The sequence below is a fragment of the Sphingobium sp. genome (genome assembly GCA_035196065.1).
Classification (GTDB): domain Bacteria; phylum Pseudomonadota; class Alphaproteobacteria; order Sphingomonadales; family Sphingomonadaceae; genus Sphingorhabdus_B; species Sphingorhabdus_B rara.
Genome location: CP136575.1, coordinates 529952 through 549884, shown reverse-complemented (window position 1 = coordinate 549884; position 19933 = coordinate 529952). Strand labels below are relative to the sequence as shown.

Below are 19933 nucleotides of genomic sequence, written 5' to 3'. Positions count from 1 at the left end.
CTATGTTAGTCTGGCAATAGCCCTAGGCCAGTTTTTCGAAGGTAAGTCCGGCATGCGCCTTTAGCCGTTCGACGAGCTTGTCGCCCAAAAGTGTTGCTGGCGTCCAGAAGCCCCCCGCAACATCGTCTGGTACGTCTTTGGCAAGGCAGGTGGCAGCCTGAGCCAACATCTTGGCGGTTGACCCATAGCCAGGATCTCGGTCCCCCGTGACGCGACACCCTATGGTTTCGCCCTTTGCCGTTGAGCCGCGGAAAATGAGGTCGAACCCACCCTTTAACTGCGCCTCTTCGCTCGGTCCTTCGCCTGGTTTTGGAAGAACAGCAGTTTCAAGCAGCCAGCGAATTGGAGGTACAGCCAGTCCAATCATAAGCGCATTCACGCCCCATGTGGTGGCGCGCGCTTTCCACTTACCATTCGCGCCCTGACCGGTCACCACAGCTTCCTCATATGTGAATTCGGCACCATAGCTGTTGCCACTTAAGGCGTTGGACCGATGCACGACCCTTGTGTTGATACCCGCCATGACAAAGGGAGCAATCCAGCCGCCATAGACATTGTCATATGCGATTTTCACATCCGGTTGCGGAACCGAGAAGCCATGGCCCGCTGGACACAGGCTGTAAGGATCTTGGAGTTCGCGCCGCAAATCGGCATCACCTACCGCTTCCTTGACCATGTTAATCATGCTCGCGATGGTGCCACCTGACGCGCCACCCTTCATGTTGACGACGCGCATATTGATCCGGTCACATGTTTGGCCGAATTGCTCCAATGCGCTGCGTTGCAGAAAATGGACGCCCAGATCAGATGGGATGGAATCAAAACCGCAACAATGAACGATCCGTGCGCCGCTCTTTATCGCATCAGCATCGTGCCGTAATTGCATTTTGCGGATCCACTGGGGTTCCCCCGTCAGATCGCAATAGTCTGTGCCCGTTGTGGCGCAGACCCTGACCAACACATCACCATAAAGCGCATATGGGCCGACGGTTGATATGACAACATTGGTCCGTGCGCACATTTGCCGTAATGCTGATTCATCCGCAGCGTCAGCAACGATAAGCTCGACACCCGATAAGCCGATCGTATCGCTGACCTGTTGAAGCTTATTGAGCGAACGCCCGGCGATTGCCCAACGGATCGATCCATCTGCGAACTGCTCATGCATATAGCGCGTGATGATCTGGCCAACGAAACTTGTCGCCCCATAGACAATGATGTCGAATTTGGTTTCAGTCATTTGTGTCCTGCCGGGTCAATGAATTTTGAACAAACGTCCATCGTCGAAACTTGGCGCTGATGCTGCGCAAACCAATCGAACATTGGCGTCATCTGCTGGGCCGCCATTAGGCAGCGAACTTTGGGTGTTGCAAGCGTCGATATTCGATTGCTTGTCGCTTGATCCTAACGGGTAATGCTGTCCGGCATCGTGTCGACAGGGCTGAGCCAATGGGCATAGGGGAGCTAATCAATGCGCCTTAACATCATTACCAGCCCCCGAACCGCTGCCATTCGTCCTCAACGACATCGCATGCACCGCGGACGACATGATAGGCTTGATGTTGCGCACCGGTTGCACAGGCATGGTTCGGCAGGATCCGGACCCGATCGCCGATTTGGAGAGCAGGTAGCCCCGCATCGGAACCTGGCCGCACGGTAATGATCCCATGCTCTTGATTGGCATCAGCGAGAATCAGGTTGTCGAATGGCTGGCCGGAGACATCGCAAACCAAACCATATCCTTGATTGACCTCTTGCTTGGAAGTGCCTCTGTCCTGTGACATTGCCATCCAGCCGGCGTCTATAAGGATCCACCCCTTTTCGCGCTGGTGGCCAATCACTGTCGCCAGAACCGATATGGCGATGTCTTCGACCTTGCAGATACCTATGCCAGCCATGACGAGGTCAAAGAATATGAAAACGCCGGCGCGTACTTCGGTTACCCCGTCTAGGATGACTGCATTGTGCGCGGTCGGTGTGGAGCCCATGCTGACTATGGGACAAGCATATCCGGCTTTGCGGAGAATGGTGGCTGCCTCGATCACGGCGTTGCGTTCTGTATCAGCACAGTCTTTCAGCTTGTTGCCACGCGCCGAATAGCTGCCCCCGGCATGGGTAAGTACGCCCCGTAACTCGCCACCATCAACCAGCGCGGCTGCGATCGCACGCAACCGATCTGCATCCCCCGGGAGGATGCCCGATCTGTGGCCATCACAATCAATTTCGATAAGTGCGGGAATTATGATGCCAGCTTCACGGGAGGCGGAGGCAACGGCCTGCGCCTGTTCGACGGTGTCGAGCAGCACAGCGAGGTCACATCCGCCGCGCCGCAGTTCGATCACTTTGGCTAGCTTCGATGGAGTGACACCCACCGCATAAATGACATCAGTTATGCCTGCCTCAGCAAACAGTTCTGCCTCGCGGAGCGTGGAAACCGTCGCTGGACCTTGCGGCGTGTTCATCATCCGCCTTGCAATTTCCACGGATTTGGCGGTCTTAAGATGGGGCCGCAAAGTGACGCCCAGGCCGTCCAGTTTCGCCCTTAGTCGCGCAATGTTTCGGTCCATGCGATCAACGTCTAGCACAAGGCATGGGGTCTGGAGGTCGCTAAGGCGCCTTACTCCGGCATGCTCCGGTTTCGCTGCTTCGATGGTCTGCGCTTCGCTCACTGCCGGGGTCCCTGTCTATTCATGCCGGCATTGCGCTTCGCTCACCGGAGCCTAACACTTAAGGGGCTGGCGATTTAACTGCAACGTGCGTCCAATTGGCCCAGCAATATGAACGTCATGAGGCGCACGCCAATGCATTGACGATGGTTGCAGAACGCATCTGGCGGCGAGCGCCAGCGTCCAAAGCTCTTGTTGCTTTCGATCATCCTGAGGATCGCGCGACGAATGGATGGGCGGCAGAGGCCGAGATCGCGCTAGCCGCGCTAGCCAAATCGCTATTTATTTCTAACCTAATGTAAACAATAGCTTTATATGCTAACTTACATAAATATTGATAGATGGTTGAGATTATAAATAGTTGTTTCTGACCACCACCACCACATGTCCCTGGCTACAAAATGATAGATGCATTAGACAAAATTATAAAATTTCAGTCTGAGACCAACGTTAAATGCCTGCATAATGAGGTCAGAATAATCTATGAGCTCGCGACGCACGGCCCCCTCCCATCTTTGGAGATTATGAGGCGGACAGGGCGTTCCATTTCTGCGCACAATATTGATATAAAAAGGCTGCTTGAGGCGAATATCTTGTCATCAAAGCAATGCGAAATTGATAAGCGAAAGAAGCTTTTCGATATCTCCGACAATGTAAAATCCTATTTCCGGTAACCCTCAAGAGATGGTTTGCAGCCGCGTTTCCGCTCCATTTTGGTGATCCGACGCCACAGAGAATTGCGCGTTATAATTCCAGACGCAAAGAGTTTTGGCAGAACGCACCATCGATCAACTGCTCCGGCATTTTCTGCAGAGACCAAACGGTCATGTTGACAAGATGGGAAGCGCGGTGCGGGCTTGTGTAGCAGCAGGTCCGCCTGCACAGATATCGATGAGGGCCAGGCCATCAATCGTCGCGATGATTGCAAGTGCAACCGCGCGCCGATCCGTATCAGGCGGAAGGATCAGGCGACTTTCCACCCATGTCTGCCACCCCTGCATGATCTGCGCCGCAATGCCCGCGAAGGCAGGTTCCCCTCTCGCTGCGGCAGCAACCACTTCAACCCAGAAGCGCATGAACCGCCGCATTTCGTCTTGCGTTGTCAATGCGGCTGCACGTTGCAATAAATCAGCTGGCGAGAAACTTTCGCCTTCGGGCAGGGCCTCGACAAGCGCGTCGGCCATCATCTCCGCAATCCGGGTCAAGGTAACGCTCAGCACTTCGGCCTTATCTGCGAAGTAATAGAGCAGCATCCGATCACTCACTCCGGCTGCGTCGGCCAACTGGCGAAGGCTGGTCGCAGCGAGTCCGTGCTCAAGCATATGCTCGGCCAATTTCTCGATCACCGCTTCCCGTTGTGCGTTTCTGATGCTCATTTCGCCCTTGTAGCACTCATTACATTCAGTTACCATGTAGCAGTTGCTACAAGGATTAAGAGGCGATGGAGCTCCTATACGAAATCTTGCCGTTCGCTGCCCTTGCCCCTTTTGCCATAGCGGCTGCCGCTACCTTGGAATGTGCCAAAAACATTAAGTGGGAGAATTGAAAATGTCTGTGTTCCGCCTGTTCTTGATCATCTGCTTTTTTGCGATTGCCGGCTATACGTCGATTACCATTGCAAACCATGGCTTGAACCTGCTGCCGGTGTTTTTCGGCGATATGGCGGAAATGGGCTGGCCGGGCCAGTTCAACCTCGACTTCATGACCTTTCTGGGGCTGTCGGCAATCTGGGTGGCCTGGCGGCACCAGTTTAGTGCTGGGGGGCTTGGGCTGGCTGTCGTCGCCTTTTTTGGCGGCATGTTCTTCCTATCGATCTATTTGCTTTTCCATTCCTATCGCTGCGGCGGTGACGCCAAGGCATTGCTGCTCGGCGAAGCCCGGGCCCGGCAGGCGTAACCGTGGTGACCCAACGCGCCGCTTCGTCTCGCTCCCACATCGATGCGGCACGGCATGAGCCACTCTGAACCCTTTAACACCGGGGCGGGCATATCGGCGCTGCGCACCACGGACGATCGCTTTGCCGTATTGCCGGGCTATGCCTTTGCACCGCATTATCGCGACGACCTGGCCGGTTATGAAGGGCTGCGGGTCCATTATCTCGACGAAGGCCCGCGCGATGCCGCCGTGACCTTCCTGTGCCTCCATGGCCAGCCGGCTTGGTCCTATCTCTATCGCAAGATGATCCCGATCTTTGCCGGGGCGGGGCACCGCGTCATTGCGCCGGACCTGCTAGGCTTTGGCCGCTCAGACAAGCCAGTTGACGAGGCGGTCTATAGTTTTGCCTTTCACCGCGGGATGCTCTGTGCGCTGATCGATGCGCTCGACTTGCAGAATGTGGTGCTGGTCTGTCAGGACTGGGGCGGAATCCTTGGCCTGACCATTCCGCCCGATATGCCTGAGCGTTTCACCCGGCTTTTGGTAATGAACACTACGATCCCGGTGGGCGAGCCAATTAGTGAGGGATTTTCCCGCTGGCGTGATTTCAACCGCAGCCGCCCCGATATGGACATTGCCGCCTTGTTCCAGCGCAGCCAGCCGGATCTTTCAGGGGAAGAAGCCGCCGCCTATGCCGCGCCATTTCCCGATGTCCGCTTTAAGGCGGGGGTCAGGCGCTTCCCCGAACTGGTCATGACCGATCCCGACATGCCCGGTATTGTCGAGGCGCGCCGGGCCCGCGACTGGTGGTCCAGTGAATGGCACGGGCCGACCTTCATGGCCGTAGGCATGGCTGATCCCGTGTTGGGGCCGGAAGTGATGGATCGGCTGCGCGGCTCGCTCAATGGTTGCCCCGCTCCGTTGAAGGTGCACGACGCCGGCCATTTTGTTCAAGAAAAGGGCGACATCATCGCCCGTGCCGCATTGGAAAAATTCCGGCTTTGATTGTCTCGCCACCGATATCAGGTCCGCGCGCGGACCGGTAGGTCATCCTTTTTCAAAGCGCTGCGGTCAGGGTGTTGGCCGTCCATCGGGGCCGATGCGGCCGATCAGCTCGACCACGCCGCGCACGATCGCTGCATCAGCTTCGACGATCGCATAGTTCACCTTGAAACGCGCGACGCGATAACCTGTCTCGCGGCCCAGCCAGGCAAGCTGCGGGCGGTAACTTCCAACGATGCGTGCGTCCCATTGCAACCGCACCGATTGGTCGATTGCGATACGGCCCGACGGCTGAGCGGCCGGATTGATCTGGCGCAGCAATGCCAGCGCGTTCGCTTCATGCTGGATCGCCTCTGCTTGTGCGAGTTGGCGCGATTGCGTCTGCAACAGGCTCAGACGAAAATCGATCAGCGCCATCAGCCCAAGCGACAATATTGCCAGCGCAACCAAAAGCTCCAGCGTACTGAAACCATGGGTTTGGCGACGCGCGATCATAGCGGGATCGTTTCGTATACGCTCGTCAGAGAGGCGATCAGGCCATAGACAATCAGCCCGACGAAAAGAGAAACCGCGACCACCACGGATTGTTCGAGCACCCCGGTGGTGCGCTTCAGGCTTTCCCGCAGCCCCTCTTCCGTGTCGATCGCGATGCGCCGGAACATGTCGGCCAAAAGCCCCGATTCCTCGCCGGCACGCACGAGGCTCAATTGCGCCTCATCCAACAGCCTGATCTCAGCGATCGCGTCTGCCACCCGGCTGCCGACTCGCAATTCGCGCGACGCGTTGATTGCGCGTTCCTGCAACGCCATGTCTTTAAGGCCGTCTGCAGCCAGCCGCATGGCATCGACGATGGATATGCGCGCGAGCAGCGCAAAGGCCATGATCCGGCACCACCGTTCGCGTTCGCGTTGCAGCGCCAGCCGCGCGAGCATAGGGATGTGGCGGATTGCAAAGCGGCGCAACCAGGCATTATCGCCACGCAGGCCGGTGACTATAAGGAAAAGGAGCGCGGCCAGAGGCGCGATCAACGCCAGCGCAAAACTTTGCTGGGCAACGTCACCCAGCCAGAAAATCAGCCGCGACATGGTATCAAGCTGATCGCGACGTTCGCCGATCAGCGTTGCAAAGCGGGGGATGACGAACAGCAGCATGATCGTGCCAGCCATCAATCCGGCGATCGACAAAAAGGCGGGATATACCAGCGCGCTCTTGATGGTCGCTGCGATCCGTTCCTCGGCCTCCAACTGGTCGATGGCATGGCCGATGGTTTCTGCCAGGCAGCCGCCGGCCTCCCCCGCATTGACCAGCGCGAGGATATTGGACGGCATTCCCGGAATCGCGGTGCTGAGGCATGCACCCAAGGGTTTTCCGCTACGCAGTTCAGCCATCGCAACGTCGATTGCCGAACGCAGTGCTGGCGTGGCTGCCCCGGCCTGCATCGCCATCAGTGCCTGCATCAGATCGACGCGCGCCTGCAGCATCATTCCCAATTGCCGCAGCAAGGCAATCTGGTCGCGCCGGGACGTTGCCTTACGGCCGGCAGTGTCGCCCGCACCCGATCGTTCCAGCTTGACGACGGTCAGATGCTGGCGGGTCACCCGGGCAAAGGCCTGGGTTGCGTTGTCGGCTTGCACCGTGCCGCGTTGCCGCCGCCCGTTGCCGTCAATCGCGACATAATCATAGCTTGCGTCGTCATCGGCCATTTCAGTCACCCAGCACCCGCTGGATTTCACCCGCATCGGTCAATCCGACGTCCGCCTTGTCGCGGGCGTCATCGATCATCGGCCGATAGCCTGTCTGCGAGGCAAGTTGTTCAAGTTCATTCTGCGGGGCGTTACGCCGGATCGCGTCGCGCAACAGCGGATCGACGCCCATCAATTCATAGACGCCGATCCGGCCGCTATAAGTGTTGTCGGCGCTGCGCCGGCGCAACAGGCGCTGCGCAATGATCCCGCTGATCGCCTCAGCCAGCAAATAGCCTTCAACGCCAAGGTCAACCATGCGCGTGATGGACGCTGCCGCTGACCGGGTGTGTACGGTGGAAATCACCAGATGCCCCGTCATCGCCGCGCGGGTTGCCATTTGTGCCGTTTCCGAATCGCGAATTTCGCCGACGAAAATTACGTCAGGGTCTTGGCGCAGCATCGATCGCAGGCCGGTGGCAAATTCCAGTCCGATATCCTGCCGCACATTGACCTGGATCACGCCCGGCAGATCGATTTCGACAGGGTCTTCGATGGTGATGATCTTGCGTGAACCGTCATTTAGTTGCTCGAGCAGTTTGTAGACGGTTGTCGTTTTCCCCGACCCGGTGGGTCCGGCGATCAACACCAGGCCTGCAGGCTGGCGGATGAGATCGCCCAATTGCTGCGCCATCGCCGGCGCCACACCAAGATCGGCGAGCGAAGGCAGGTCAACGGTGCGGCCCAGAAAGCGCAATACGATCGATTCGCCCCAAACGCCCGGCAGGCAGGATGCGCGGATATCGACGTCGCGGCCGGCAATACGCAGGCTGTAACGGCCGTCCTGCGGTGTTCGCCGTTCAGCGATATCCATTCCGCATAACAGCTTGATGCGCGAGGCGGTGGCTGCAAAGCGGATTGCAGGAACGGTACGCCAGAGATGCAGCGTTCCATCGATTCGCAAGCGGATCTGCATATCGCCCTTGAATGGTTCGATATGAATGTCGCTTGCCCGCCGGGCCATCGCTTCGGACAGCATTGCATTGATGAATTCGATCGCCGGTGCGTCTTCGGCCAATTCTTCCAGCTTGCCGGTGCTGCCTGATGCAGGCTGGCTGCTGCCGCCCTGCTCCAGATCGGCCAGAACAGCGCGCAGCAGGCGCAGTGCGACCGCAAAGCGGCGGCCGGGCGCAATATCCCACTGCTCCATCGCTTCTTCGATCAGCGCGTTGCTGCCGCTGGCAAAGGCAATGCAGGGGCGATCAAGCGCGTCGTGCCAGATCAGCACTTCCTGCTCCGCAAGCCAGTTCAGCGAAAAACGAAGGCTCTGCTGCGCGGCAAGGATCTGACCAATATCAGGCGCGTCTGCCAGCAGGGGCAGGGCCATTGCCCCCGCCACTGCCTCGGCCAGTCGTTCGTCGCCGATAACGCCCAGACGGATCAATGCCGCCGCGACAGAACCGCCGCCATGCGCCTGCAAAGCCCGAGCTTCGACAAGGTCAGCCTGCGAAATCAAGCCATGTGCGTTAAGAAAGTCTACAATATTACTGTTCAAAGGACAAAACCTTGAGGTGTTAAGGCTTATGGCTTAGCCCAATGAATGCTAACATTCGGTAGAACAAATATGAAAAATACTCGCTCAAATCTAGAAAACGGTTTCACTTTGGTGGAATTAATAATCGTTTTGGCTATAATTGGTCTCATTATGGCTCTAGTTGCCCCTCGTTTAATGGAACAATTCGATAAATCCAAAGTCGTTACTGCGCGTGCACAACTGCGCTCTCTGGAATCGGCTCTGATGTCGATGCGGCTCGATATTGATCGCTATCCGAGCAATGCAGAGGGGCTTTCGCTTTTGCAGCGTCCGGCCGCCGATGTCGCGGAAAGCTGGCAGGGGCCTTATCTCGCGGCCGATGTGCCGAAGGATCCCTGGGGGCGCCCGTTCATCTATCGCGAACCGCAAACGCCCGATGGTCGGCCTGTTATCGGCACGCTGGGCAGCGACGGATCGGCGGGTGGCAATGGTACCGCGCGCGACATATTTGTGGGCGAAACCGATGCCGGTGCGCAATAGCGAGCAAGGCTTTACGCTTATCGAGGTTTTGATCGGCCTGGCTGTGACTGCGGCACTGCTGGCACTGATCGTCGATTTGTTAACGGCCGATAGCTTGCAAAGCCGCCGCTTCATGTCGCGTGGCGAAGCGGCGGTCGAAAAGTTGCAGGCGCGCCGCATATTTGCAACCGAGGCCGCCCGGGCGACCGGGCTTGCGAGCGCGCGTGAACTCGGCGCGCTGCGCATTCTTCCTGATGCACTTGTGCTGCAACGCGCCGGCAAAGCGCAGACTATCCTGCGTTGGGAAGCGGGGCGCGCCAGCTTCTCCTACAGCAACGACGGCTCAATCTGGCGCGGCACTAGCAATGACGCCGACAGTGACATGGTCCGCTTCACCCTGCAGCAAGGCGGGCAATCGCGCGTATGGATTGCACCGTGACCGGAAATTCCAACGACGGATTTGCAGCCCCGATGGCGGCGCTTGCCGTCGCGCTGCTCGCGCTGGGGCTCGTCATGTCGCTTCCGGCCAGTGACCGGCTGGGGCGTGAGCTTCGCCAGGCCCGTGCCCAACTCGATGTCGAACGGGTGGCGGTAACCGCGCAAAGCCAGGTTGCCTTTTTGCTGCTGACCGAGCCGGTGGGCCGCAACGGTCTTGAATTTGGCGGGCCGCGCCTTGCACTTGATGGCAGCCTGATTAGCGGTGAATTGCCGGCAATGCGGCGCACCATCCTGTTCGATGGGCGCCCCTATACCATCCAGATTGATGACTCGACCGAAGCTGTCGTGCGCTTGCAGGATGAAGGCGGGCTGATAAATTTGCATGAATCCAGCCGGGCCATGCTGTCGGGTCTGATGTCGGCCTGCGGTATTACCGGTCCGAAAGCACAGAATATCGTCTCCGGCATCTTGGCTGCCCGCGACCGCGCGTCCGGCCTTCACTGGAGTAACCATGTGCGCGGCGATGAGCGCCGAAAGCTGGAGGCCGCAACAGCGTGGCGGCGCCTTGAAAAGCCCGGCCTTTACTTGCCGACTGCGCCGCCATCAGTGCTTTTTGCCCTAACCGGCAGCGAACATAGTGTTCGACAAATCCTGAATGCTCGCAATAGAAATGATAATACAACCAAATTGAGTATTAAATATAATCAAAATGGAAGTATTATTCAGTATCCGGTCGTAGAGCGGAAGTCGATATCCCAAAATATCAGGATAAGCATATCTATAAATCGTCGTGGGTTAACCGGGACTTTACCTTTTTACTTCTATCAATCGACGCTGGAGCTGGGTCCTAACGATCTGGCTCGTTCTTTTGTTGCAAAAGGCCCGATAGTCGATGCTGGACATCAGTCCCACTGCTTTCCGTTTGTGGAGGAAGCTGCTCAGCCGCTTCCCGAACGGTAAAGCCTTAGGTTCGGGGGCGGATTCGCCCACCGGACGCTGGGCTACGCCTGCAATCATTCCCCGAAATCTCTGCCGCTTTGAATATTTCGAGCGCCCCACCGGGCTGCGCCGACAACAGTTTGAGGCCGCCTGTCTGCTCCGCGCAGAACATAAGGCCCCCTTTGTCGATGCCGGTTCGATCGTCATCCGCGGCCGCGACGGCGTCGGAATCTGGTGGTGGGATGCTGCCGCATGGGCCAGCCTTAATGACGGTCCGCAAGGCGGTTCGCCAAATGCACCCAGCCGCGATCTTCCCGAAAGCCTATGCGCCAGCCTGCCCGATGGCTGGCATCATATCTATCTCGAAAATGGATATGAGGCCCGGCTGGTTCGCCGACAAATGGTTATCGCCTCTACCTGGCGGCGTTCAGCCTTTGGCGCGGCGGAATGGCAGGATGTTGTCGCGCTGGCAGATCCGGACGGGGACGTTGCCATCCCATTGCCGCCGGCATTCCATATTGAACGGTCGCAATTAACAGCCCGGGTACGTGGCGGAACGGTGCTGCGACGCCCGATGGGTGCTGCAGAAAAAGGCCTGCTTGCCGCGCTGCTGCTTGCGTCGGTCCTTGGTGGATGGTGGCAGGGCGAGGCGGCAACATTGGCTGAAACTGCCGCGCGCAGCGAGGCTGAGGCCGCCCGGCTGGAGAGGTTTGTCGCCCGTTATGAGCTATTCTCCCAAATCCGTTCCGATCTGCAGGAGTTAAACGCTGCGCAGCGCGCATTAGGGCAAACCACCGCGGCCACCGATCTTGCAACGATCCTTGCGCAGGTTGCCAATGCAAATTTGTCGCTATCGTCGATGCAGCTTGATCGCGAACAATTGCGCCTTGCAGTTCAAACCGGCGGCGATGTCGATCGGCTGCGCACCGTCGCTGCGCAGATCGAGGCGCTTCCCGGCTTTGTTCATGTTGCCGCGCAGGACGGCGAAAGCGATGGCGAAATGATCCTTTCGGCAGAGGTGGGGCCATGATTGCCAACCGGCTGACCGCCCTTCTGGATTGGCGTCCCGATGATCGGGAAAAACGTCTGCTGCAGCTTCTGCTCGGCATCGCTATTGCCGCTTGGCTTTATATTGCCTTTGATACCCGGCAAAATGCCGATGCGGACAATGCCGCCGCGCAGCAACGATTGGCCGAAACGCGAACGCAATTCAAACTGCTGTCGAACAACCAGTGGCGGGTCGAAATCGCAGCGCAGAAAAAACTGCTCGCGCAATCGGCGATCGTCGATGCGACGCCTGCGATCAGCAAGATAAGGCTACGTGGCGAAGTATTGGCTCTGGCCAGCAGCGCGGGACTGACCGCGCCGGTCATCCTCGACAATTACACGACCGACACTGTGTCAGCCGAAAAAAGCGCCAAGCAACGATTTTCCGTGCTGACGACGACCGTTGAGTTCGACTTTGATTGGGCCGGGCTGCTGCGCTTGCTTGAACAGGTCGAATATTCCGGCCGAGGCTATTTTATCGACGGTTTTGAAGTACGCCAGGAAGGCGACAAGCGCCGGATGCGCGTGACGTTCCGCGCGCTGCACAAGAAACAGGGGGCAGGGACATGAACCGCGCCCTGCTCATCGCCGGCAGTCTGCTGATGGCCGGGCTCGCATTTGCCGCGGGCCGGATGCTTGTCGACCCGACCGGTGCTTCGGACGTCGTGCAAAACGCCTCTGCTCCAAAGCCTCCCAAACTTGGTGATCCTAATCTGACAGCGCAGACGGCCCGCGAACGGCTGTCAAAACTCCCACCGACGCTTTGGGCTGTTGTGCCGCTTAATGATCCCGCGCAGGTCGATGGCCTGGCGCTGACTACCGATCTGCCGGCTATGCCGGCAGTGGCCGAAAACAACTTACCCTCTGCCCCGCCGCCACCCCAGGTCGATCCCGGGCCAAGCGCCGAGGAAATTGCTGGCCAGCTGTCACGAACCATCGCCGCGGTGAAGCGTAGCAACGGGGTTGCCAGTCTGGTTGTGATCGACACCGCCAATGGCATTCGACGGACGCTGAAGGTGGGTGATCTGTATCGCGACGGATGGCGCGTAGCGCTCATCGATACGCGGTCGGTAACGCTTGCGCGCAAGTCCGCAAAAGTCGCCGTTCCTTTGGGGTTTGGTTTGCGCACGGCCTCGCCCGCGACACCCTATGTTCCATCGCCGTTGAATGCCGCCAGTTCCTCTGGCAGCCGATCGGCCAGTTCCGCCACTCCTTCAAATTCTTCCCAGCCGCGCCGGCGCATCCCGCGTCCCGGCACCTCTGATAAATAGGAAATATGATGCAAATGCTCATGTCCAGCACCGCGATTCTGGCGATTGCCATTGCATCGTCCTCCGCTGATGTTCAGCCGCGCATTTCCGTTGAGCCGCTGATGCTTTCGGATGAGGCATTGTCGTCGCCTATCGCATCGCCTCCGCCCCAGCCGATCCAGGATATCGCGCCGCGCACAACGGTGTTGATCGATGCGCCTGTGACGACGGGCGACGATGCGCCGTTGAGCGATACAGATCTGGCGACGCTGGTACCAGACAAGAAAGTCGCAGCAAGCCTGCCCCCGCAACCGCTGGGCCAGTTTGCCGAAACCGTCCTTGGGCAGATATTGGGCGTACCCTATATCATGGGCCCCGGTGTGGCGCAGCGCCGCGATCTTGTGAGCATGAGCGGACCGCAGGAAATGTCATCGCGGCAATTCTTGCAGCTCGCCGAAAAAGCCCTGAACCAATACGGCTTGGTGCTTGTCCAGCAAGGCGGCGCGGTTCTGGTCCGCGAGGCACCGGCGAAGACGGGCGTCCAGCAATTGAAGACGGGCGTGACGAAGGTCGTCGCGCTCGGCAATATCGCTGCAGACCCTGCAGCTGGCATCGTCGCCGATATCGTCGAAGGCCAAAGCGGGGTTGCGGTGCAATCGCTACCCGATGCCAATGGTGTCATGCTGCAGGGTGATGAAGCCGCAGTGGCCGCTGCCAGCGGGCTACTCGCCGGGATTGACCAGCCACAATATGCCGGCGCCCGCGTTGCCCGAATCGCCCCGATGCTCTGGAGTTCGGACGCGCTGGCGGAAAAACTGCGCGAGGTATTGGCAAGCGAAGGCTTTTCGATCGGATCCGCAGGCTCTGGGGGCACCAACCTTGTGCACCTGTCGCGCCCCGATTGCCTGTTGCTGTTTTCCGACGATGTGCGGCTGTTCAACCGCGTCCTTTACTGGGTTGAACAGCTCGATTCGCTCGAAGGATCAGGCGGCGATCATGCTGGCTTTTTTGTCTATCAGGTGCGCAACACCACGGCCGCCGAACTGGGCAGTCTGGTCGGGCGTGCGAATGGCGGCGATGATGTCAGCACGATTGCCTCGCCGCAGGGCCGGATCGAAGATTCGGCGCGCCGCAGCGAAAGCGGCCAACGGGCGTCGGGCATGGAACGGTCCGGTCTGCCACAGGCGAACCCGGCCAACGAGGACAGCGGCGGAAAGATCATTGTCGACAATCCCGGAAACCGCATTCTTTTTCGTGGTACCCGGCGCGAATATGCGCCGTTGCTGCGCCTGCTGAAGGAACTGGATGTCGCCCCCAAACAGGTGCTGGTCGAAATCACCATCGCCGAAGTGGCATTGACCGACGAGACGCGTTTCGGAATGGAATGGTTCCTCGATCGGCAATTGTCGAACGGATCGGTTCAGGCCAATACCACCGGCGGGCTCGCGCGGGAGGCCGGCGGGCTGGGGCTTACCTTTGCAAAGGGCTTTTCGCAGACTTCGGTGACCGCTGCATTGAATGCGATTGCGACCAACCAGAATCTCAACATCATTTCCACGCCGCGGCTGCTCGCAAGGTCGGGCGGCGAGGCGCAGATACTGATCGGCAATGATGTGCCGATCATCACATCGCAACGCGCGGCGGATATCCAGTCAAATGGCGACACTGATATCCTGCAGACGGTGCAGTATCGCCAGACGGGCGTGATCCTCAACATCCGCCCGGTGGTGTTGAGCAATGATCGAATCGACATTGAAATTTTCCAGGAAGTGTCGAGCCAGCAGCCCAACGTTACCTCTGCCATCGGTAGCCCGGTGATCAGCAACCGGTCGGTCACGACGCGGCTGTCGTTGCGTGAAGGCATGACGGCGGTGCTTGGCGGGATGATCCAGGACAGCAATTCGATGGGGCAGCGCGGCGTGCCCTTGTTGAAAGATATCCCGCTTTTGGGGCGGGCATTCCGCGTCGACAGCGCGACCAAGCGCAAGACCGAATTGCTGATCCTCGTGACACCCAAGGTGATCAGCGAAGACCGGACGATGCAGAATATCGCGTCCGAATTTGGCAAATCTATCAACGGACTGATGAATGGCCGCGGGCAAAAGGCCTTTACCTTGGTGCCCTGGATGCCGGGGCAAACGATGCCCCTGCACAGCTATTCGCGCTTCGAAAATCCAAAATAAGGAGTAAAATCATGGGTTTGAATATCACCCCGACAGGGGCGATGCTGCTGTGCGGCCTTGCCGTTGTCTCGCAGATCGCCGTTGGCAAGGCCCCGACAGCGGTGCAGCCCGGCACAGCATGGGCAACCCCGGCTGGGCCAGGTCAGAAAGTGGCCGCGGCCTATATCTCGCTGCGCAATCTGGGCAAGACGCCCGAAACATTGATCGGTGCGTCATCCAGCGTCGCCGCCGAGGTGCAGATACACAGTACCGAACTGAAAGACGGCATTGCGCGCATGCGCCGCGTCGATCGGCTGGCCGTGCCCGCCCGGGGCGAACTGAAACTGGCACCGCGCGGCCACCATCTCATGCTCATGGGTTTGAAGCAGCCTTTGAAGGCGGGCGACAAGATCACCGTCCGTTTGCGCTTTGCAGGCGGCACCACTCTGGATGTTGCGGTGCCCGTTACCGCTGCATCCGCAAAAACCGCATCGAAGGGAGCGACCCATGCGAATCACTGAACGCGCAACCCAATTCATTATTGCAGGCCTTGCCGTCTCCGCAATTTCAGGCGGCGCCTATCTTTATTATGCGGCGCATGAAAAAAATGCGGCCATTGCGGAAAAATCTGCGGCTGATCCTTCGCTGGGCGCGCCGGTCAAACTCAAGCTGACCGATGCAGACGGCGAGCCATTCGATCTTGCCTCGCTTAAAGGTAAGCCGGTTGCAGTATTCTTCGGTTTCACCCAGTGCCCCGATGTCTGCCCGATGACGATGCAAAAGCTGTCGATCATGCGCGAACGGATTGGCGCGCCGTTTAACGACCTGCAAATCCTGTTTGTGTCGCTCGATCCTGAACGTGACACGCCCGACGCGCTGAAAAGCTATTTCGGTTCCTTTCCGATCCCCGTCACAGGTTTGACGGGCAGCGCTGCCGATATCGCCGGCGCGGCCAAGCAGTTTGACGTGTTCTATGAAACCGTCCGCTATTCCGAGACGGATTATACGATCGACCATACCGCATCGCTGTTTCTGGTTGATCGCGAGGGCAAGCGTGCAGGCGAAATTGGCTTCGATGCCGACGAGGCCGAGTTCCAGCAAAAGCTCGAGTCACTCGTCAAATAGTTTCATTTTGATTATATGTAAAACCGATCATATTCATCGATGTTTTGCCCTATTTTTTCATATAAAGAACAAAATAAAGAATAATATGGTTAACACATAATATAATATGGTTAACAAATTGACCAATTTATACAACACACTTGCTATTTTGGCAGAATATATAGTTCAAATTTGAAATATTAATCTGCCAAAATGGCTATATTCAATGGTTAATCAGCTTTTAACCTGTATCCATCCGCATCTATCTGGCTCCTATTGACGACCTACTGAGTCGGCACATGATTACGAAACGAGAGCTAGAAAAATGGATAGACGCAAATTTTTGAAGGTTAGCACCGTTGCGGCGGGGGCAGCTGCCCTTCCTTCAATGGCTTCCGCTCAAGCAGCGGGCGGCATTTTTGATCTCACGATCGAAGCTGTCGATTCCGAGATGATCGACGGTGTGTTCGTCTTTAGTATGATGTTCTTTGATCGCAGCGCGCAAGGTCGCCCGATCCTTGAGGTCACCGAGGGCGATATTGTGACGATTAACGTCACCAACCTCGATACCCGTCCGCACGGCTTTGCCATCCCCGGCATTCCCACGGCGTCGGTTGCTTCGATTCCCCCGGGTGGCAAGGCGACGGTTCGGTTCACCGCGCCCGTTGGCGGCACCTATATGTATATCGACCCCATGCTCGCGCCGCTTAACCGCATCTTGGGTCTTTATGGTGCGTTCATTGTCCATCCGAAGCTGGGTACGACTGTCGCCGGTTCGCCGACGCCCTACAGCCGTTCCACGCACACGCCGCAGGTTGCAGCCTTGTTCAACGCGCTGGGTGTGCACAAGCGCTTCCCGGGCAACAAATGGGTTCCCAATGATGTGGAGCGTGACAAATTGTGGCTGTTCTCGCAGGTTGATCCGCTGATCGCTGCGCGTGTTGATGCAGGTGAGGTCATCCCTCTCGCCAGCATCGTGCCGACTTTCGTGCCGCGCTACTTCTTGATCAACGGACTTAGCGGATATGATACTGCGCCGCATAAAATTGATGCAACCACCGACTGGACAAAAGGTTCTGGCCGGATCATGCCGCATGGCCGCGAAGGCCAGCCGACCCTGATCCGCAACATGAATGCCGGACTGTGCACGCACAGTCCGCACATCCATGGCAATCATATCTTCAAACTGTCCGATATCCGGGCGAATGGCACGATCGTGCTGAACACCAGCTGCTACGAACTCGATGCCTGGCCGATGGAGCCAATGTCGCGCCGCGATGTTTTGCTGCCGTTTGAAAAGCCAATGGATGCTGTCATCTGGCCGCCGAAGGAAGAACCCTTCCCGATGCGTTATGTGATGCACTGCCACACCGAAATGTCGCAGACGGCTGCTGGCGGCAATTATCCGCAAGGCATGGTCACCCACTGGGAAATGACCGGCCCTCTCTGATCTATTCATCGATCTTTATCATATTTTTTCAGGAGTTTTGCCATGCAAGCGGCAGATTGGACAAAAACAGGCGTTAAGGGTGAGCTCACTTACTCTACCTTTGGCTGCAACCCATTTCAGGAAGCAAACTTCCCGACGCCCGACCGGGTCGTTCCCGACGTAAATGTCGAACGGCACATGGATGTCAGCCTCGACCTTCCAACACCGGACGGAAAGACAATTCGCGTCTGGACCTTCACCGATCCCTTGGCACCGACACTGGCAGGACGCGCGCCCATGCATCCTTCGCCTTTGATGCGATTCCGTCAGGGCCAGATCGTGCATAGCACGCTGGATCCGAAGAAGAATGCGCACACCATTCACCACCATGGCATTGAGCCGACCACGGTGAATGATGGCGTCGGTCACGTCTCGTTCGAGGTCAATGCACGCTACACTTACCAATTTCGGCCATCACGGGCTGGCACATTTTTCTATCATTGCCACCGCAATACCCCGCTTCATTTCGAAATGGGCATGTTCGGGCCGATGATTGTCGATCCGCCCGAAGGTCCGGGCACTTTGTTCAGCGGCGGACCCAAATATGATGTCGAGCGCCTTCTGGTTCTCGACGATATGGATCCGCGTTGGCACACTTTGGAACATGACGCCGGTATGTGCGGTCTCGATGTCGGTCTTAACCGTTTCGACCCGAAATACTTCCTCGCCAATGGAGTGTTCAACAACCGCACCACCACTGATCCGCGTGTGGTGATCAATGCAAAGCTGGGCCAGACGATCCTGATCCGCCTTTTGAATGCCAGCTATTCGGTATTGGAAACCACAATCGGCTTGCCGGGTGTGTGTCATTCGATGGATGGTTGCTCTTTGGGAACTGAGCCTTGGGTCTCAGCATTGCCGCTGCCTGCAAACCGCCCCTTCATCATGTCGACGGCGCAACGTCGCGACATCATCATCCGCCCCACCGCGCGCGGCACATTCCCCATTCGCCACCGTTTCCTCCATTGGGTCACTGGCCAGGTGCAGGATGGCGGCCGCGGCATTGTTGACACAAGGATCATCGTAACATGACAACCCCCGCAATCTTCCTCGCCCGCGGGTTCACGCTATCCGGCGACACGGGCCTCGAAACAGCTCAGCTGGTAACCGCTGACGATCGCGCTGCGGATTACCATTATGGTCATCTGCCGCCAAACCCAGACCAGTTGGGCGGGATGTTCAACTTCTCGACGCTGGCTGGAAAGCCGGTCGACGATGCCGATTTCAAGGGACAGTGGACATTGCTCTATTTCGGCTATGCCCGCTGCACCGATAGCTGCCCGATGGCGATCCCGGTGATTGCGACGGCGGCCAAGGAATTGAGCAAGGTCGGCATCAATACCAATGCCGTCTTTGTCGATATCGAGGCACCTGCCATTGGCAATGTCCGTCGTCGTAGCGATGCCGGCAATGACGCTGATGGCCATGTCCATCTGATTGACCGCAAAGCGGCGCTGCGTTCGTTGCAGCAAAGCTTTGGTTCGGACATGCAGATCCTGACCGGCACGCGTGGGCAGCTTTCGGCCGCATCCGCAGCCTTCCGGGTGGCGCGCGAGCATACGCCGCCGCGTGATGGTGAACGGGGCCACAGCATCAATCATAGCTCGCTGATCTACATCCTTGATCCGCGCGCCAAGGTGGCTGGCTATGGCTATCACACCTCGACGCCCAAGATCCTGATTGAAACCGTACGAAGGCTGAAAAAAGCAAAGTCATGAAGACAACAGCCTTTATGGCGATAGTGGCGGCGCAGATCTTTGCGCTGCCGCTATCGGCCCAGACATTCGACCGTGAAGGCCGGCTTATCGTCGCGCCTGAAGAACGCAATATTGCCGCTGCGCAAGTTGCCGTCGCACAAACACGCCTGTTCGGCAGTATGCTGGTTTCTTACCGCATTGCCCGGCCGGGCGTTGCCCGTGTCGCCGTTGCCACGCGCAAGGAATTAAAGGTCTTTGAAATCGATTCCGATAATTTCGAAGCACGGCTAGTCCGGCGCGTCGCCACGACGACGGCGTTGCCAAAAGGCGCGCTGGTATGCCGCAGCTATGCCCCGATCGATGCGATTTTATCGGCAGGCAAACGGTATTTTCCCAACGCCGAACTTGAGGTTCTGCCGCCGCACAGGCCCGGCATGGCATGGCGCACTCGCATTGGGAGCCGTCTGCTTACGGTATCGTTCGACAATAAGGGAGTGGCGCGTTTCGGGCAGTCGGCTATCCGGTAACC

Annotated in this window: 21 protein-coding genes; 15 read left to right on the top strand and 6 right to left on the bottom strand. The window is 57.9% G+C overall.

Going from position 1 to position 19933, the window contains the following annotated elements; translation table 11 throughout:
* Positions 1–22: 22 nt before the first annotated feature.
* The 3 genes from RSE16_02605 to RSE16_02595 form a co-directional block, all read right to left on the bottom strand.
* Positions 23–1240, bottom strand: a complete 1218-nt coding sequence (locus RSE16_02605) for a saccharopine dehydrogenase NADP-binding domain-containing protein (GenBank protein WRH76375.1) — start codon at positions 1238–1240, stop codon at positions 23–25.
* Between the two features lie 247 nt (positions 1241–1487).
* A complete protein-coding gene (locus tag RSE16_02600) occupies positions 1488–2567 on the bottom strand; it encodes an alanine racemase (GenBank protein ID WRH77283.1) in 1080 nt (359 codons plus the stop codon).
* Between the two features lie 923 nt (positions 2568–3490).
* Positions 3491–4042, bottom strand: coding sequence for a TetR/AcrR family transcriptional regulator (locus tag RSE16_02595; GenBank protein WRH76374.1), 552 nt, complete (start codon positions 4040–4042; stop codon positions 3491–3493).
* A gap of 172 nt (positions 4043–4214) precedes the next feature.
* Here RSE16_02595 and RSE16_02590 point away from each other — a divergent pair, with 172 nt between their 5' ends.
* Both RSE16_02590 and RSE16_02585 read left to right on the top strand, forming a co-directional pair.
* A complete protein-coding gene (locus RSE16_02590; GenBank protein WRH76373.1) occupies positions 4215–4562 on the top strand; it encodes a hypothetical protein in 348 nt (115 codons plus the stop codon).
* A 54-nt stretch (positions 4563–4616) separates the two neighbouring features.
* A complete protein-coding gene (locus tag RSE16_02585) occupies positions 4617–5546 on the top strand; it encodes a haloalkane dehalogenase (GenBank protein WRH76372.1) in 930 nt (309 codons plus the stop codon).
* Positions 5547–5612: 66 nt separating this feature from the next.
* Here the strand turns inward: RSE16_02585 and RSE16_02580 are convergent, their stop codons facing one another.
* From RSE16_02580 to RSE16_02570, 3 genes are read right to left on the bottom strand one after another with little or no spacing between them, the layout of a single operon-like run.
* Positions 5613–6038, bottom strand: a complete 426-nt coding sequence (locus RSE16_02580) for a prepilin-type N-terminal cleavage/methylation domain-containing protein (protein ID WRH76371.1) — start codon at positions 6036–6038, stop codon at positions 5613–5615.
* Positions 6035–7246 (bottom strand): type II secretion system F family protein, encoded by a 1212-nt coding sequence (locus tag RSE16_02575; protein WRH76370.1) that lies wholly within the window; start codon positions 7244–7246, stop codon positions 6035–6037. Before RSE16_02575 ends, RSE16_02580 begins: the two co-directional genes overlap by 4 nt.
* 1 nt (position 7247) lies before the next feature.
* On the bottom strand, positions 7248–8780 hold the full coding sequence (locus RSE16_02570) for a GspE/PulE family protein (GenBank protein ID WRH76369.1): 1533 nt from the start codon (positions 8778–8780) through the stop codon (positions 7248–7250).
* A gap of 45 nt (positions 8781–8825) precedes the next feature.
* On the opposite strand from RSE16_02570, the gene gspG reads away from it, so the two are divergent.
* The 13 genes from gspG to RSE16_02505 all read left to right on the top strand — a co-directional run bounded on the left by gspG (position 8826) and on the right by RSE16_02505 (position 19931).
* Positions 8826–9299: a type II secretion system major pseudopilin GspG gene (gene gspG / locus RSE16_02565; protein ID WRH76368.1), complete on the top strand. Its 474-nt coding sequence runs from the start codon at positions 8826–8828 to the stop codon at positions 9297–9299.
* Positions 9283–9717 (top strand): prepilin-type N-terminal cleavage/methylation domain-containing protein, encoded by a 435-nt coding sequence (locus RSE16_02560; protein WRH76367.1) that lies wholly within the window; start codon positions 9283–9285, stop codon positions 9715–9717. The genes gspG and RSE16_02560 overlap by 17 nt, the downstream gene beginning before the upstream one ends.
* Positions 9714–10676, top strand: coding sequence for a hypothetical protein (locus RSE16_02555; protein ID WRH76366.1), 963 nt, complete (start codon positions 9714–9716; stop codon positions 10674–10676). Before RSE16_02560 ends, RSE16_02555 begins: the two co-directional genes overlap by 4 nt.
* Positions 10609–11685 (top strand): hypothetical protein, encoded by a 1077-nt coding sequence (locus tag RSE16_02550; GenBank protein ID WRH76365.1) that lies wholly within the window; start codon positions 10609–10611, stop codon positions 11683–11685. Before RSE16_02555 ends, RSE16_02550 begins: the two co-directional genes overlap by 68 nt.
* Positions 11682–12272, top strand: a complete 591-nt coding sequence (locus RSE16_02545; protein WRH76364.1) for a hypothetical protein — start codon at positions 11682–11684, stop codon at positions 12270–12272. Before RSE16_02550 ends, RSE16_02545 begins: the two co-directional genes overlap by 4 nt.
* Positions 12269–12973 carry a hypothetical protein gene (locus RSE16_02540; GenBank protein ID WRH76363.1) on the top strand — a complete coding sequence of 235 codons (705 nt, stop codon included), beginning with the start codon at positions 12269–12271 and terminating at the stop codon, positions 12971–12973. Before RSE16_02545 ends, RSE16_02540 begins: the two co-directional genes overlap by 4 nt.
* A gap of 20 nt (positions 12974–12993) precedes the next feature.
* The gene (locus RSE16_02535) at positions 12994–15135 is read left to right on the top strand and encodes a secretin N-terminal domain-containing protein (protein ID WRH76362.1); all 2142 of its coding nucleotides are present in this window, start codon (positions 12994–12996) and stop codon (positions 15133–15135) included.
* 11 nt (positions 15136–15146) lie between these two features.
* Entirely contained in the window at positions 15147–15635 is a 489-nt protein-coding gene (locus RSE16_02530; protein WRH76361.1) for a copper chaperone PCu(A)C, read from the top strand.
* Positions 15622–16239 carry an SCO family protein gene (locus RSE16_02525; GenBank protein WRH76360.1) on the top strand — a complete coding sequence of 206 codons (618 nt, stop codon included), beginning with the start codon at positions 15622–15624 and terminating at the stop codon, positions 16237–16239. The genes RSE16_02530 and RSE16_02525 overlap by 14 nt, the downstream gene beginning before the upstream one ends.
* Before the next feature lie 304 nt (positions 16240–16543).
* Positions 16544–17668, top strand: a complete 1125-nt coding sequence (locus tag RSE16_02520) for a multicopper oxidase domain-containing protein (protein ID WRH76359.1) — start codon at positions 16544–16546, stop codon at positions 17666–17668.
* A gap of 42 nt (positions 17669–17710) precedes the next feature.
* The gene (locus tag RSE16_02515; protein WRH76358.1) at positions 17711–18739 is read left to right on the top strand and encodes a multicopper oxidase domain-containing protein; all 1029 of its coding nucleotides are present in this window, start codon (positions 17711–17713) and stop codon (positions 18737–18739) included.
* Entirely contained in the window at positions 18736–19425 is a 690-nt protein-coding gene (locus tag RSE16_02510) for an SCO family protein (GenBank protein ID WRH76357.1), read from the top strand. Before RSE16_02515 ends, RSE16_02510 begins: the two co-directional genes overlap by 4 nt.
* Positions 19422–19931: a hypothetical protein gene (locus RSE16_02505; protein ID WRH76356.1), complete on the top strand. Its 510-nt coding sequence runs from the start codon at positions 19422–19424 to the stop codon at positions 19929–19931. Before RSE16_02510 ends, RSE16_02505 begins: the two co-directional genes overlap by 4 nt.
* Positions 19932–19933: the final 2 nt, after the last annotated feature.